This is a genomic window from Martelella endophytica, from assembly GCF_000960975.1.
GTDB classification, from domain to species: domain Bacteria; phylum Pseudomonadota; class Alphaproteobacteria; order Rhizobiales; family Rhizobiaceae; genus Martelella; species Martelella endophytica.
The window spans coordinates 3,147,684-3,160,892 of the sequence record NZ_CP010803.1; the positions used below are offsets into that span (position 1 = coordinate 3,147,684).

The 13,209-nt window shown below is 60.6% G+C and carries 13 protein-coding genes; 10 read left to right on the forward strand and 3 right to left on the reverse strand.

The window, feature by feature from the left end; all coding sequences use genetic code 11:
* The first annotated feature begins 41 nt into the window (after positions 1–41).
* Both pflB and pflA read left to right on the forward strand, forming a co-directional pair.
* A complete protein-coding gene (gene pflB, locus TM49_RS14365; protein WP_201777005.1) occupies positions 42–2,306 on the forward strand; it encodes a formate C-acetyltransferase in 2,265 nt (754 codons plus the stop codon).
* A 13-nt stretch (positions 2,307–2,319) separates the two neighbouring features.
* On the forward strand, positions 2,320–3,102 hold the full coding sequence (gene pflA, locus TM49_RS14370) for a pyruvate formate-lyase-activating protein (protein WP_045682250.1): 783 nt from the start codon (positions 2,320–2,322) through the stop codon (positions 3,100–3,102).
* Positions 3,103–3,112: 10 nt separating this feature from the next.
* Here pflA and TM49_RS14375 read toward each other — a convergent pair whose 3' ends face one another.
* A complete protein-coding gene (locus TM49_RS14375; protein WP_045682251.1) occupies positions 3,113–3,508 on the reverse strand; it encodes a winged helix-turn-helix transcriptional regulator in 396 nt (131 codons plus the stop codon).
* Between the two features lie 50 nt (positions 3,509–3,558).
* Here TM49_RS14375 and TM49_RS14380 point away from each other — a divergent pair, with 50 nt between their 5' ends.
* Positions 3,559–4,368: an SDR family NAD(P)-dependent oxidoreductase gene (locus TM49_RS14380; RefSeq protein ID WP_045682253.1), complete on the forward strand. Its 810-nt coding sequence runs from the start codon at positions 3,559–3,561 to the stop codon at positions 4,366–4,368.
* A gap of 32 nt (positions 4,369–4,400) precedes the next feature.
* Here the strand turns inward: TM49_RS14380 and TM49_RS14385 are convergent, their stop codons facing one another.
* Positions 4,401–6,467 carry a lytic transglycosylase domain-containing protein gene (locus TM49_RS14385; RefSeq protein ID WP_045682255.1) on the reverse strand — a complete coding sequence of 689 codons (2,067 nt, stop codon included), beginning with the start codon at positions 6,465–6,467 and terminating at the stop codon, positions 4,401–4,403.
* A 208-nt stretch (positions 6,468–6,675) separates the two neighbouring features.
* Between TM49_RS14385 and dapA the strand changes: the two genes are divergently transcribed.
* A complete protein-coding gene (gene dapA, locus TM49_RS14390) occupies positions 6,676–7,557 on the forward strand; it encodes a 4-hydroxy-tetrahydrodipicolinate synthase (RefSeq protein ID WP_045682257.1) in 882 nt (293 codons plus the stop codon).
* Between the two features lie 82 nt (positions 7,558–7,639).
* Entirely contained in the window at positions 7,640–8,119 is a 480-nt protein-coding gene (smpB, locus tag TM49_RS14395) for an SsrA-binding protein SmpB (protein ID WP_045682259.1), read from the forward strand.
* Positions 8,120–8,181: 62 nt separating this feature from the next.
* On the opposite strand, the gene TM49_RS14400 is transcribed toward smpB, so the two are convergent.
* Positions 8,182–8,763, reverse strand: a complete 582-nt coding sequence (locus TM49_RS14400; RefSeq protein ID WP_045682261.1) for a LabA-like NYN domain-containing protein — start codon at positions 8,761–8,763, stop codon at positions 8,182–8,184.
* A gap of 290 nt (positions 8,764–9,053) precedes the next feature.
* On the opposite strand from TM49_RS14400, the gene rpoZ reads away from it, so the two are divergent.
* The 5 genes from rpoZ (at position 9,054) to acpS (ending at position 13,184) form a co-directional block, all read left to right on the forward strand.
* Positions 9,054–9,446: a DNA-directed RNA polymerase subunit omega gene (rpoZ, locus tag TM49_RS14405; protein WP_045682263.1), complete on the forward strand. Its 393-nt coding sequence runs from the start codon at positions 9,054–9,056 to the stop codon at positions 9,444–9,446.
* A gap of 117 nt (positions 9,447–9,563) precedes the next feature.
* Positions 9,564–11,768 (forward strand): RelA/SpoT family protein, encoded by a 2,205-nt coding sequence (locus TM49_RS14410; RefSeq protein ID WP_045682266.1) that lies wholly within the window; start codon positions 9,564–9,566, stop codon positions 11,766–11,768.
* 189 nt (positions 11,769–11,957) lie between these two features.
* On the forward strand, positions 11,958–12,131 hold the full coding sequence (locus tag TM49_RS23670) for a hypothetical protein (protein ID WP_158498645.1): 174 nt from the start codon (positions 11,958–11,960) through the stop codon (positions 12,129–12,131).
* Between the two features lie 54 nt (positions 12,132–12,185).
* Positions 12,186–12,764: a DUF2062 domain-containing protein gene (locus TM49_RS14415; RefSeq protein WP_045682267.1), complete on the forward strand. Its 579-nt coding sequence runs from the start codon at positions 12,186–12,188 to the stop codon at positions 12,762–12,764.
* A gap of 27 nt (positions 12,765–12,791) precedes the next feature.
* Complete coding sequence (acpS, locus tag TM49_RS14420) at positions 12,792–13,184, forward strand: holo-ACP synthase (protein WP_045682269.1); 393 nt, start codon at positions 12,792–12,794, stop codon at positions 13,182–13,184.
* Positions 13,185–13,209: the final 25 nt, after the last annotated feature.

The window sequence follows — 13,209 nt, forward strand, 5'->3', positions numbered from 1 at the left end:
ACACTGTTCCTCTTATTATGGTGAGGGCCTAGATTATGGATATGTATGCCAAAAACGCGAACGTTCATGCCGACCCGTGGGACGGGTTTTCGGATGGTGCATGGCGCAATGCCATCGACGTTCGCAACTTCATTCAGGAAAACTACACGCCTTATGAGGGCGATGCTTCCTTCCTGGCGCCGGCAACCGAGCGCACGAAGCAGCTGTGGGACGAACTGAGCGACCTCCTGAAGAAGGAACGTGAAAAGGGCGGCGTCCTCGACATTTCGTCGGACAAGCCCTCGACGATTACCGCGCATGACGCCGGCTACATCAACAAGGAACTCGAAATCATCGTCGGCCTGCAGACCGATGCGCCGCTGAAGCGCGCGATCATGCCGAACGGCGGTCTGCGCATGGTCGAGGGCAGCCTCGAGACCTATGGCTTCAAGGTTCCCGAAATGGTCCACGATGTGTGGACGCATTATCGCAAGAGCCATAACCAGGGCGTGTTCGACGTCTACAGCCCCGACATTCTGGCCGCTCGCAAGTCGGGCGTGATCACCGGCCTGCCGGATGCCTATGGTCGTGGCCGCATCATCGGCGACTATCGCCGTGTTGCCCTTTACGGTACGGATTTCCTGCGGGCCCAGAAGCAGAAGGAATATCACGAGCTCGACGACGCCATCTTCAACGACAAGACGATGCAGCTGCGTGAAGAGGTTTCGGAACAGTTCCGCGCCCTCGACGAACTGCGCGAAATGGCTGCCAAGTATGGCGTCGATATTTCGAAGCCTGCCCGCAATGCTCGCGAAGCCATCCAGGCCGTCTATTTCGGCTACCTGGCTGCCGTGAAGGAGCAAAACGGCGCTGCCATGTCGATCGGTCGTATCTCGACCTTCCTCGACATCTATGTCCAACGCGACATCGACGCCGGCTTCATCTCGGAAGAAGATGCCCAGGAGATGGTTGATGACATGATCATCAAGCTCCGCATCGTCCGCTTCCTGCGTACGCCGGAATATGATGAACTGTTCTCGGGCGATCCCGTATGGGTCACCGAGGCCATTGGCGGCATGGGCGAAGATGGCCGGACGCTGGTTTCGAAGAACAGCTTCCGCTTCCTCAACACGCTCTACAATCTCGGCCCCGCGCCGGAACCGAACCTCACGGTTCTGTGGAGCCCGAAACTACCGCAGGGCTTCAAGCACTTCTGCGCCAAGGTTTCGGCCGACACCTGCGCCATCCAGTACGAGAACGACGAACTGATGCGCCCTGAATGGGGCGACGACTACGGCATCGCCTGCTGCGTCTCGTCGATGCGGATCGGCAAGCAGATGCAGTTCTTCGGTGCCCGTGCCAACCTCGCCAAGGCTCTGCTTTACGCGATCAATGGCGGCGTCGACGAAATGAAGATGAAGGGCAAGAAGGTTGCGACCGGCCTGGAGCCGATCACCGCCGACGTCCTTGAATATGACGAAGTCGTTGCCAAGTTCGACAAGGCGATGGACTGGCTTGCCAAGACCTATGTGAAGGCGCTGAACGCAATTCACTACATGCACGACAAGTATGCGTATGAACGCATCGAAATGGCGCTGCATGACCGTGATATCCTTCGCACCATGGCTTGCGGTATTGCCGGCCTCTCGATTGCCGCAGACGCTCTGTCGGCCATCAAGTATGCCAAGGTCGAAGTTGTTCGCGATGAAACCGGTCTGGCCGTTGACTACAAGATCACCGGCGACTTCCCGGCCTTCGGCAACAATGACGACCGCGTCGATGAAATCGCCGTATGGCTTGTCGAAACCTTCATGAACAAGGTCAAGGCTCAGCCGTACTTCTATCGCGAAGCCATGCCGACCCAGTCGATCCTGACGATCACCTCGAACGTGGTCTACGGCAAGAAGACCGGCAATACGCCTGACGGTCGTCGTGCCGGAGAGCCCTTCGCACCGGGTGCAAACCCGATGAACGGTCGTGACAAGAAGGGTTTCGTTGCTGCCGGCGCATCGCTTGCCAAGCTGCCTTATTCGGCCGCTCTGGACGGCATCAGCTGGACCGCTTCGGCAACCCCGGGCAGCCTCGGCCATACCGAGGAAGACCGTATTGCCAACCTGTCGAATTGCCTTGATGGCTACACGGCAGCCGGCGGCTTCCACGTCAATGTCAATCTCCTCAACAAGGAGACCCTGCTTGACGCCATGGATCATCCGGAGAAGTATCCGCAGCTCACAATCCGTGTTTCGGGTTATGCGGTGAACTTCATCAAGCTGACCAAGGAACAGCAGCTTGATGTGATCAACCGGACCTTCCACACCTCGATGTAAGCGAGACTGAAAAATGCACCAGCGCGTTTCCGCTCCGAAAAAACTCCCCGGCGTCCATGTGGACCTCGACCATGGATTTCTCCACTCGGTCGAGAGCGGGGGAGCCGTTGACGGCCCGGGAATGCGCTTCGTGTTCTTCATGGCCGGCTGCCAGTTCCGTTGTGTCTATTGCCACAATCCGGATACCTGGAAGCTCCACAATGGCCGCAGGGTCGATGTGGATGCCATGCTTGCGGAAGTCCGCCCCTATGCGGGCTTCCTCAAATTCGCCGGCGGGGTGACCTTCTCCGGCGGCGAACCCATGATGCAGGCCGGCTTCGTCGGCAATGTCATGCGTCATATCAAGCAGGAAATGGGCCTCCATATCGCACTCGACACCCAGGGCTACCTGCATACCGGCGTCGAGGACGACTGGTTCGACAATGTCGACCTGGTGATGCTCGACATCAAGCATATCGATCCCGAGAAATACCACGCCATCACGGCGCAGTACCTGCAGCCGACGCTCGATTTCGCCGAGCGGCTGAAGCGGCTGAGGAAGAAGATGTGGATGCGCTACGTGCTCGTCCCCGATCTCACCGACGATACCGATGACGTCAACCGCATGGCCGATTTCGTCGCCACGCTCGGCGATATCGTCGAACGCGTCGAAGTCCTGCCGTTCCATCAGATGGGCGTTTCCAAATGGGACGCGCTGAAGATGGAATACACGCTGCGCGATACACGCACGCCGACGAATGAAGAGGCGGAAGCCGCCCGCGATATCTTCCGGGCTCGTGGTCTCGTCGCTTCCTGAGCGCCTTATGTCAGCGCCGCTGCTTTTCCTGTCCCTCCGGGTGTCGCTGTGAAAACAGCCTGACAGACATCAATACCGGCATCAGGTCACGTCCTTGTTCCGTCAGCCGGTATTCGACCCGTGGGGGCTGCTCGCCGAAATCTTCCCGTTCTATAAGCCCGTCTTCTTCGAGCGCCCGCAGATGCTGGGTGAGCATCTTCTGCGAAATGCCGGGGATGTCGCGCAGCAATTGCGAACTGCGCAGCGAGGGTTCGGCAAACAGGCGGAAAAGGATCGGCAGTTTCCAGCGTCCGCTGAGCATGCGGAAAACGCGGGTGACATGTGCAACCGAACCATCAGGCCCGAGGCAGACATCGCGCTCCTCAAATCTTATGGGTACTTTTAAGTGCGTAATTGCTTCATCCATGGGCGCCGCCGCATAACCTGTCCTGTTTGTACCAAGATAGGAGATGCAGCATGGATTTGGAACTGCAAGGACCTGTCGCACTGGTCACCGGCAGCAGCAGGGGGATAGGCGAGGGCATCGTCCGAGGGCTGGCGCAGGAAGGCGCCACCGTGATCGTTCATGGCCGCAGCAGGGCGGCAGCTGAAGCCGTCGCTAAGGAAATCGTCGCAGGTGGCGGGCAGGCTTTTGCCGTCACCGGTGATCTCACCGATGATTCCGCTGTCGAGAATCTGGTGGCCGAAGCGATTTCACTCGCCGGCCCGATCAGCATCCTGGTCAACAATGCTGGCGGATCGGGCGCGACCGAGGACTGGAGCACAACCAGACCGGAAACCTGGTCTGAAGGCTACGACCGAAATGTGCTTGCTGCGCTTCGCGTCACGACCCGTGTGCTGCCGGGAATGCGTGAGGCCGGGTGGGGCAGGGTTATCAATATATCGAGCATGGCAGCCCTGATGCCGCCCTTCAAGCGTCCCGATTATGCGGCCGCAAAGGCGGCGATGATCACCATGACGTCGTCTCTCGCCAAGGCGGTCGCGACAGAAGGCATCACCGCGAATTGCGTTTCACCGGGCACGATCCGCAGCGACAGCCTCGAAAAGGCTTTCCGCACCGTCGCCTCCAATCAGGGAATGCCTCCAGAAACGACATGGCAGAAAATCGAAGAAAAGGTTCTGCCATTGTTTGCTGATGTTGCCATGCGCAGGGTTGGCACGCTCGCGGAAATCTCCGATGCCATCGCCTTCCTCGCCAGTCCGCGCGCGAGCTATATCACGGGCACGAACCTCCGCCTTGACGGTGGCATGTGGCCTGGCCTTTGAAACGTTACGGCCGGGCTTGCCCCGGCCGTCGATCACCCGTTCCGCCCGTAGATCAGGTCTCGTTCGATATTGGTGCGTTCGCCGAGGCGGGCCTTGTAGATCTCGTAGTTCTCCATGATCCGCTGCACGTAGTTGCGGGTTTCCGGATAGGGGATCGATTCGATCCAGTCGACGACGAAATCGATGTTCTTTCCGCGCGGATCGCCGAAGCGGTCGATCCACTGCGGCACGCGGGCAGGGCCGGCATTGTAGGCGATGAAGGTGAGGATATAGGAGCCGCCGAACTTGTCGATCTGCTCGCCGAGATAATGCGCGCCAAGTGTCGCGTTATAGCCCGGATCGGTGGTGAGCTTTGCCGCCGAATAGGACATGCCGTGGCGGCTCGCCACACGCTGCGCGGTCGAGGGCAGGAGCTGCAGCAGACCGCGCGCATCGGCCGGCGACACGGCAGCCGGATTGAAGGCGCTCTCCTGCCGCGCGATCGCATAGGCGAGCGCCATGCCGGAGCCTGAGATATTGGCGCTCGGCGGGATCACGCCGGTCGGGAAGGCGAGTGCCGCAACATCGACGCCCTTGCCATAGGCGATCTTGCCAACCTGCAGGGCCAGTGCGTGGCTGCGGTCGGTCTCCGCCTGATAGGCGAGGATGGCGAGTTCGCCGGGGCTGGTGAGCTGTTCGGCAAGCGCCCGGTAGAGCGCGTCCGTCCGCCAGCCGTGGCCGACACTCTCTAGCCGGTTGATCGCCTGAACGGCCGGGGCCTTCTGGAAATTGGCGCGATCGGCCGCCGTCGGGCTCGGGTAGTCGACGTTGAACTGGGTCTGGCCGAGCTTGGCCAGGGCCAACTGGCCGTAGAAGGTGGTCGAATACTGGCCGGCAAGGCGGTAGAAATCGCGAGCATTGCCGGGGCCGCCTGCCTCTGCCGCGCGCCCCTGCCAGTAGTAGGAGCGTGACGACGAGATCGGGGTCGGCGAAATCTTGACGATCTCTGCGAAATGGCGCGATGCCGTCCGGCCGTCCTTCAGACCGCGCAGCGCGAACCAGCCGGCGTGGAACTCGGCGTCCAGCCGGTCGACGCGGTCCTCGGGCATGGCGGCGTTGACGAGATTATAGGCATCGCGCGGACGGCCGTCCTCATAGTACTGGCGGGCGATGATACGGCTTTCATCCCACCACTGGTCGGCGTTCACCAGCGTTTCCTGATTGCGCGGCATCTTCTTCAGCAGCGCCGCAGCGGTGTCGTACTGGTTGTTCTGGCGCGCATTGCGGATCTGGATGTAGAGGAAGCCCGGATCGCTGTGCCAGGAAGGGTGTACCGCGTTGATCAGCGCGCCGGCATTGGACTGGCGGCGGATCACCGCGGCCCAGGCCTTGTAGAACGACTGGGCGTCGCCGAGGCTGGAGAAGCGCTCGGCCTGCGTCGCGCGGTCGCGGTAGAGCAGGTAGACCATCCGTTCCTTGTGGTCCTCGGTCGTCAGGATCGGACCGAATTCCTTCAGGATCCTGTTTTCCGTGCCGGTGTCGAGCGCCCAGCCTGTCCAGGCGCGGGTGAGAACGTCATGGGCCTGCTTGCGCTGGCCGGTCTGCAGCAGCGCGCGGGTAAGGACGATCGTGCCGTCGGAGGTTTCCGGCAGCGTATTGCCGAAAGCCGCGATGACGGCATTGGCCGACGGATTTTCAGCGGCGAAGGCGCGTTCGGAATTGGCGCGCAGCGATGAGAGCCCCGGCCAGCCGCGCAGTTCCTGCTGTGCCTCGGCGATTTCGGAGGAGGGGACGCCCCTCTCGCCGGAGACGGCGATGGCCCAGCTCAGAATCTGGTGGTCGAGCGAGCCGTTGGCAAGCTGGCTGCGGGCGCGTAGCGCGTTCGGGACATCGCCATCCTGCAAGGCGTCGAGGCCGCGCTTGAGCACGGAACTGTTTGCCGGATTGACCACGGGCTGCGAGATCGCGCCGGTGATTTCAAAGGAGGGCGGAACGGCCGGCCGGTCGGGACGGGCGTAGGGAATGGGGGCAATCGAGGGGAAATCCTCGGCGTTCGCGACAGGAATCAGAGCCGCCGTCACAGAGGCGGCGAGTGAAAACATGCAAATCGTCTTTTTCATTCGAGCGTCCCGGATCGAATTCAACAGCGATTTTCTGATATCAGTGCCCCGGTTAAAATCGCGTTAACCTTTCGAAAACCCTACGCGATCCAACCTTGCGAAGGGCCCCGTCAATGCCTGCTTGCGAAGCAATACCTCCGGCATTATGGTGCGCGCGATTTTGTAACGAGAATGCGGCCTTAAAATGAAGACCGCAAGGAGAAACTCCATGTTCAAGGGGTCCATTCCCGCCCTTGTCACCCCTTTCACGCCGGAGGGCGCGCTCGATGAGCAGGCCTTCGTCGAACATGTCGAGTGGCAGATTGCCGAGGGCAGCCATGGCCTGGCCCCGGTCGGGACCACGGGCGAGAGCCCGACGCTCAGCCACAGCGAGCACAAGCGCGTCGTCGACCTCTGCGTCGAGGCTGCGGCAAAGCGGGTGCCGGTGATTGCGGGCGCAGGGTCGAACAACACGCGCGAGGCCATCGAACTCGGCCTCCATGCCGAGAAGGCGGGCGCTGACGCACTGCTGGTGGTCACACCCTACTATAACAAGCCCACCCAGAAGGGCCTTTACGCCCACTATGCGGCGATTGCCGAGGCGGTGACGCTGCCGATCATCATCTACAACATTCCGCCGCGCTCGGTCATCGACCTGATGCCCGAGACGATGGGCGCGCTCGTCAAGGCGTTTTCGAACATCGTTGGCGTCAAGGACGCGACGGCGAAGCTCGAGCGCGTTTCCGAGCAGCGTATCACCTGCGGCTCTGACTTCGTCCAGCTTTCCGGTGAGGATGCGACGGCTCTCGGCTTTTACGCGCAGGGCGGTGTCGGCTGCATTTCGGTGACGGCCAATGTCGCACCAAAGCTCTGTTCCGATTTCCAGAACGCGCTCGCCGCCGGCGATTTCAAGAAGGCCTTGTCGATCCAGGACCGGCTGATGCCGCTGCACAAGGCGATCTTCCTTGAACCGGGCGTGTGTGGCACTAAATATGCGCTGAACAGGATTGGCCGGATGAACGGCACGGTTCGCCTCCCGCTCGTCGATATCGAGGAAAAGACGGCGCATGCCATTGATGCGGCGCTCGGCCATGCGGGCCTGATCGGCTGAGGAGGCCGTAACGACACACGAAGACCGGTCCGCCTGCGCCATCTTGCCTTGAATGCGCCGCGGACTGGCAAGGATATTGAGAATGGCTCCGAAAGGTAGCAAGGACGGCCCGTCGAAACTGGTCGCCGAGAACCGCAAGGCGCGGTTCAACTACGAAATCGTCGATACGGTTGAAGCCGGCCTGGTGTTGACGGGCACGGAGGTGAAGTCGCTGCGCGAGGGCAAGGCCAACATCGCCGAGTCCTACGCATCGGATGAAGATGGCGAGATGTGGCTGATCAATTCCTATCTGCCGGAATATCTGCAGGCTAACCGCTTCAATCACGAGCCGCGTCGCCGCAGGAAGCTGCTGTTGAGCCGGCGCGAGATCCATCGTCTGCGCTCCGCCGTCAACCGCGAGGGCATGACACTGATACCGCTGAAGCTCTACTTCAATGATCGCGGCATGGCCAAGCTTCTGCTGGCGCTCGGCAAGGGTAAGAAGGTTCATGACAAGCGCGAGACGGAGAAGAAGCGGGACTGGAATCGCCAGAAGAACCGGCTCCTCAAGGAGCTTGGCTGAGGCGATCAACGCCGTTCGCTGACTGATGAGAGGGGCCTGAGGCCGCGGTTTTCCGCCGCGGCTCAGTCTTCGTTATAGTCGGCGGGCTGTGGTTCGCTCTGGCGGACCGGCCGTTCCGAAGGATCGCGGCCGACTTCGGGCCTCAGGCTGACGAGATCGATGAAATGATCGGCCTGACGGCGCAGATCGTCGGCAATCATCGGCGGCTGGGTCGCCATGGTCGAAACCACGGACACCTTTCGTCCCTTGCGCTGCAAGGCCTCGACAAGGGTCGTGAAGTCGCCGTCGCCGGAAAAGATCACCAGGTGGTCGACGGTCGCGGACTGTTCCATCGCGTCGATCGCCAACTCGATATCCATATTGCCCTTGATCTTGCGGCGGCCCATGGAGTCAGTGAACTCCTTCGCCGGCTTGGTGACGACCTTGTAGCCATTATAGTCAAGCCAGTCGATCAGCGGCCGTATTGACGAATATTCCTGGTCTTCAATCAGTGCCGTGTAGTAGTAGGCGCGGAGCAGATAGGCCTTCTTCTGAAAGGCCTTCAAGAGCTTGCGATAGTCGATATCGAAGCCAAGACTTTTCGAAGCGGCGTATAGATTGGCCCCGTCGATGAAAAGCGCTATTTTTTCGCGCGGGTCGAACATGCAAAAATACCTTTCAGTGAAACTTCAATTGCCGCGCTTCAACGAATTTTCAAGGCCGTTCACGCGATAAATTCAAAAATGCTAATGTTTACTGCAGCTTCGATCTATACCAGCAACTTGATTTAAGCACGGTTCGTCAAATATTCAACCCGAAGTTATATGTTGACTCGTACAGCCCCAGACGATTGCGAGGTCTGGCCGTTTGTGAAACATGATTGCGCTCTTGAATTCTCAAAACGGACTCTTTATGAGAACCCTTTCTACCACATCATGTCTAAAAAGGACAGGCAATGGCACGTGTCACAGTAGAAGACTGTATTGATAAGGTCGACAACCGGTTCGACCTCGTCCTGCTTGCCGGTCACCGCGCGCGCCTCATTTCCCAGGGCGCATCGATCACCGTCGACCGCGACAACGACAAGAACCCCGTCGTTGCCCTGCGTGAGATCGCCGATGAAACGCTGTCGCCGGATGACCTCAAGGAGGATCTCATCCACTCGCTGCAGCGTCATGTCGAGGTTGATGAGCCGGAGGCCGATGCCTCGCAGGCCGCAAGCGCCGAAGAGAATACAGACGAAGCCCCCGATCAGCCCGATGCAATTCCCTTCGACCAGATGTCGGAAGAGGAGCTGCGCGCCGGCATCGAAGGCCTCGTGCCGCCGGAAAAAGGCGACGATTACTGAGTATAGCGGGTGCGGCGGGGCAGGGGCTCCGCTGCACCTCTTCCTTCCCTCCCGGAACGTCCCGAGCGGGCTGAGCGCCACCGCTCCGTCGCCCGTCATGGGCCTGGTCGAAACGCCATGATGCGGCAATACGAACTGGTCGAGCGCGTACAGAAGTACAAGCCGGACGCCGATGTGGCGTTGCTCAACAAGGCCTATGTCTATGCGATGCAGAAGCATGGACGCCAGAAGCGCGCCAGCGGCGATCCCTATATTTCCCATCCGCTTGAAGTTGCGGCCATCCTCACCGACCTGCATATGGACGAGTCGACCATCGCGGTCGCGCTTCTGCATGACACGATCGAGGATACCTCGGCGACCCGCGCGGAGATCGACCAGTTCTTCGGCGACGAGATCGGCGCGCTGGTCGAAGGGCTGACCAAGATCAAGCGGCTCGACCTTGTTTCCCGCAAGGCCCAGCAGGCAGAGAACCTGCGCAAACTCCTGCTTTCGGTCGCCGACGACGTGCGTGTGCTGCTCGTCAAGCTCGCCGACCGGCTCCACAACATGCGCACCCTCTACTACATGCGTCCTGATAAGCGGCGGCGCATTTCCGAGGAGACGATGGAAATCTATGCGCCGCTTGCCGGCCGCATGGGCATGCAGGACATGCGCGAGGAGCTGGAAGACCTCGCCTTCCAGTACATCAATCCCGAAGCCTACCAGACCATCCGCGACAAGCTGCAAGACCTCTCCGGCCAGAACAAGGTGCTGGTGCAGAGCATCGAGGAAGAACTCAAGGCGCTCCTGATCAAGCAGGGGCTCGGCGAGGTGAAGGTCAAGGGGCGCCAGAAGAAGCCCTATTCTATCTTCCACAAGATGCAGACCAAATCGCTCTCCTTCGAGCAGATGTCGGATCTTTATGGGTTTCGCATCATCGTCGACGAGGTGGAGGACTGCTACCGCGCGCTTGGTCTCGTCCATACCACCTGGCGGATGGTGCCGGAGCGGTTCAAGGATTACATCTCCAACCCGAAGCAGAACAATTACCAGTCGCTGCACACCACGATCGTCGGCCCGCAGCGCCAGCGCATCGAGCTGCAGATCCGCACCAAGCGGATGAACGAGATCGCCGAATACGGTATCGCCGCGCATTCGCTCTACAAGGAGGGGAAGACCGGCCGCAGGGAAGTCGCCGACGACGAGACCAACGTGTTCTCCTGGTTCCGGCGTACCATCGAGGCGCTCGCCGAGGGTGATAGCCCAGAGGAGTTTCTGGAGCATACCAAGCTCGAGCTCTTCCAGGACCAGGTGTTCTGCTTCACGCCGAAGGGCAAGCTCATCGCGCTGCCGAAGGATGCGACCCCGATCGACTTCGCCTATGCGGTACACACCAATGTCGGCGATACATGCGTCGGTGCCAAGGTGAACGGGCGGATGATGCCGCTTGTTACCCGCCTCAACAATGGCGATGAGGTCGAGATCATCCGCTCCGGCGTGCAGGTGCCGCCGCCCGCCTGGGAAGGCATCGTCGTCACCGGCAAGGCTCGTGCGGCGATCCGCAGGGCGACGCGCCAGGCCATCCGCAAGCAATATAGCGGCCTCGGCTACCGCATTCTCAACCGGACGTTCGAGCGCTCCGGCAAGACCTTTTCCCGCGAGGTGCTGGCGCCGGCACTGCATCGGCTCGGCCAGAGCGATGTCGAGGACGTCATCGCCGCCGTCGGCCGCAACGAGCTTTCCTCCTATGATGTGCTGCGCGCGGTGTTCCCGGACCACAAGGACGAACGCGCCACGGCCAACGTGAAGCCCTCCACCGAGGAAGGCTGGGTCAACCTGCCGAAAGGCGAGGGCATGGCCTTCCGCCTGCCGGACAATAACGGCGAGGCCGCTGCCGGCATGCCCTTGCGCGGCCTTTCGGCCGGCGTCACCGTGCGGTTTGCGCCCTGGGGTGCCGTACCGGGTGACCGGGTCGTGGGAATTGTCGAGGACGACAAGAGCATCACTGTCTATCCGATACAGTCGCCGGCGTTGCAGAAATTCGATGACCAGCCGAACCGCTGGATCGACATACGCTGGGACCTCGACAGCACCGACGACATCCGCTTCCGGGTGCGCGTCGACATGAATGTCCTGAACCTGCCCGGCACGCTTGCCCGCGTTTCGGAGAAAATCGCGACCCTCGACGTCAACATCCGCTCGATCCAGATGGAGGTCGTGGCCGACGATTTCGCCGAGGTGAAGATGGAGCTCGAGGTCTGGGATTTGCGCCAGCTCACCCAGGCCATCAACCAGCTGCAGGCGCTCGATTGCGTGGCGAATGTCACGCGCGTTTTCGAGTAGACCGGCCCGCCGCCATTGGAGTTGGCATCCGTCAATTGTGGCGGTGGCACACCTTTGCATCGGGCGTTTCCATCGCCAGAATGCCATGCGACGGCCGCAATGTTTTAGGAACTTTCGGCGGTCCGGCTCATTGTCCTAGAAAGGCTTCTCAGCACGGGAGCTCGGGCCTGAGCGAAAGGAAGGCAGATCATGATGGATCGTTTGAAACATTTCTTCCAGCGTTTCACGCATCCCAAGGTGGATGATCGCGAAATCGAGGGCGTCACGCACGTCATCAACAACATCGACCACGGCTTCGAACCGGATCGTCCGCGGCCGGAACAGGTCGACGAAAACAAGCGCGAGGACGAAGAGCGCGTCTGAACAACTGGCCGGAAAATGGCTTGCATTCGGACCAGCAGATGTCGAAACTAGGCCATGCTTTTCAAGAGACGTTCTCCGGCGAGTCTAACCCAGCGCGTTCGCGCCGCCATCTGGCCCAGAAAGGGCCTCTGGCGGGCGCCGGTTTACCTTTATCACCGCACGGTGCGGCTGAGGGCGACGCCGCATGCGATTGCGATGGGCATCGCCGCTGGCGTTGCGGTGTCGTGGACTCCTTTCATCGGCTTTCATTTCGTCTCCGCCTTCGCCCTGGCATTTCTTTTTGGCGGCAACTATTTTGCCGCAGCCCTTGGTACCGCCTTCGGCAATCCCTTCACATTTCCGTTCATCTGGCTTTTGAGCTGGCGTTTCGGCAACACGCTTCTGTCGCGATCGACGTTTGACCGAGACCACATCAATCTGGTCGAGCTGGTTAAGACCTTCGATTTTGCCGATCTGTGGAAGCCGTTGCTCGAGCCGATGGCGGTTGGCTGCATCCTGCCGGCGCTGGTCTGCAGCGCGATTTTCTATGCCGCGACCTATTTCGCGGTGCAGTCGTTCCAGACTCGCCGCAAGGCGATGCTTGAGGCTCGCAGCGACCAGCTCGCTGCCGAAGCCGGCCGCAGCAACGGCTAGGCCTTCAACGTCACCGGAGACACCAGCATGATTGTCGGGCTTGGAAGCGACCTCATCGATATCAGGCGCGTCGAAAAGACCATTGCGCGATTCGGTGAACGCTTCACCGAGCGCTGCTTTACCGAAGTCGAGCGGCTGAAGTCCGACGGCCGCAAGGCGCGCGGGGCTTCCTATGCCAAGCGCTTCGCCGCCAAGGAAGCCTGCGCCAAGGCGCTCGGCACGGGCATTGCCCGCGGCGTGTTCTGGCACGAGATGGGCGTCGTCAACCTGCCGGGGGGAAAGCCGACAATGGAGCTGACAGGGGCTGCGGCCGTCCATCTGGCAGCCTTGATCCCGGCCGGCATGGAAGCGCGCATCCACCTGACCATCACCGACGACTATCCGCTGGCCCAGGCCTTCGTCATCATCGAGGCCGTCTGAGCCCTCTGCTTAAAAATATTGCTCC

Bases quoted from the DNA above. Each gene is read 5' to 3' on its own strand.
- pflB (WP_201777005.1), top strand. From the start codon at position 42: ATGTATGCCAAAAACGCGAACGTTCATGCCGACCCGTGGGACGGGTTT.
- pflA (WP_045682250.1), top strand. From the start codon at position 2,320: ATGCACCAGCGCGTTTCCGCTCCGAAAAAACTCCCCGGCGTCCATGTG.
- TM49_RS14375 (WP_045682251.1), bottom strand. From the start codon at position 3,508: ATGGATGAAGCAATTACGCACTTAAAAGTACCCATAAGATTTGAGGAG.
- TM49_RS14380 (WP_045682253.1), top strand. From the start codon at position 3,559: ATGGATTTGGAACTGCAAGGACCTGTCGCACTGGTCACCGGCAGCAGC.
- TM49_RS14385 (WP_045682255.1), bottom strand. From the start codon at position 6,467: ATGAAAAAGACGATTTGCATGTTTTCACTCGCCGCCTCTGTGACGGCG.
- dapA (WP_045682257.1), top strand. From the start codon at position 6,676: ATGTTCAAGGGGTCCATTCCCGCCCTTGTCACCCCTTTCACGCCGGAG.
- smpB (WP_045682259.1), top strand. From the start codon at position 7,640: ATGGCTCCGAAAGGTAGCAAGGACGGCCCGTCGAAACTGGTCGCCGAG.
- TM49_RS14400 (WP_045682261.1), bottom strand. From the start codon at position 8,763: ATGTTCGACCCGCGCGAAAAAATAGCGCTTTTCATCGACGGGGCCAAT.
- rpoZ (WP_045682263.1), top strand. From the start codon at position 9,054: ATGGCACGTGTCACAGTAGAAGACTGTATTGATAAGGTCGACAACCGG.
- TM49_RS14410 (WP_045682266.1), top strand. From the start codon at position 9,564: ATGATGCGGCAATACGAACTGGTCGAGCGCGTACAGAAGTACAAGCCG.
- TM49_RS23670 (WP_158498645.1), top strand. From the start codon at position 11,958: ATGATGGATCGTTTGAAACATTTCTTCCAGCGTTTCACGCATCCCAAG.
- TM49_RS14415 (WP_045682267.1), top strand. From the start codon at position 12,186: ATGCTTTTCAAGAGACGTTCTCCGGCGAGTCTAACCCAGCGCGTTCGC.
- acpS (WP_045682269.1), top strand. From the start codon at position 12,792: ATGATTGTCGGGCTTGGAAGCGACCTCATCGATATCAGGCGCGTCGAA.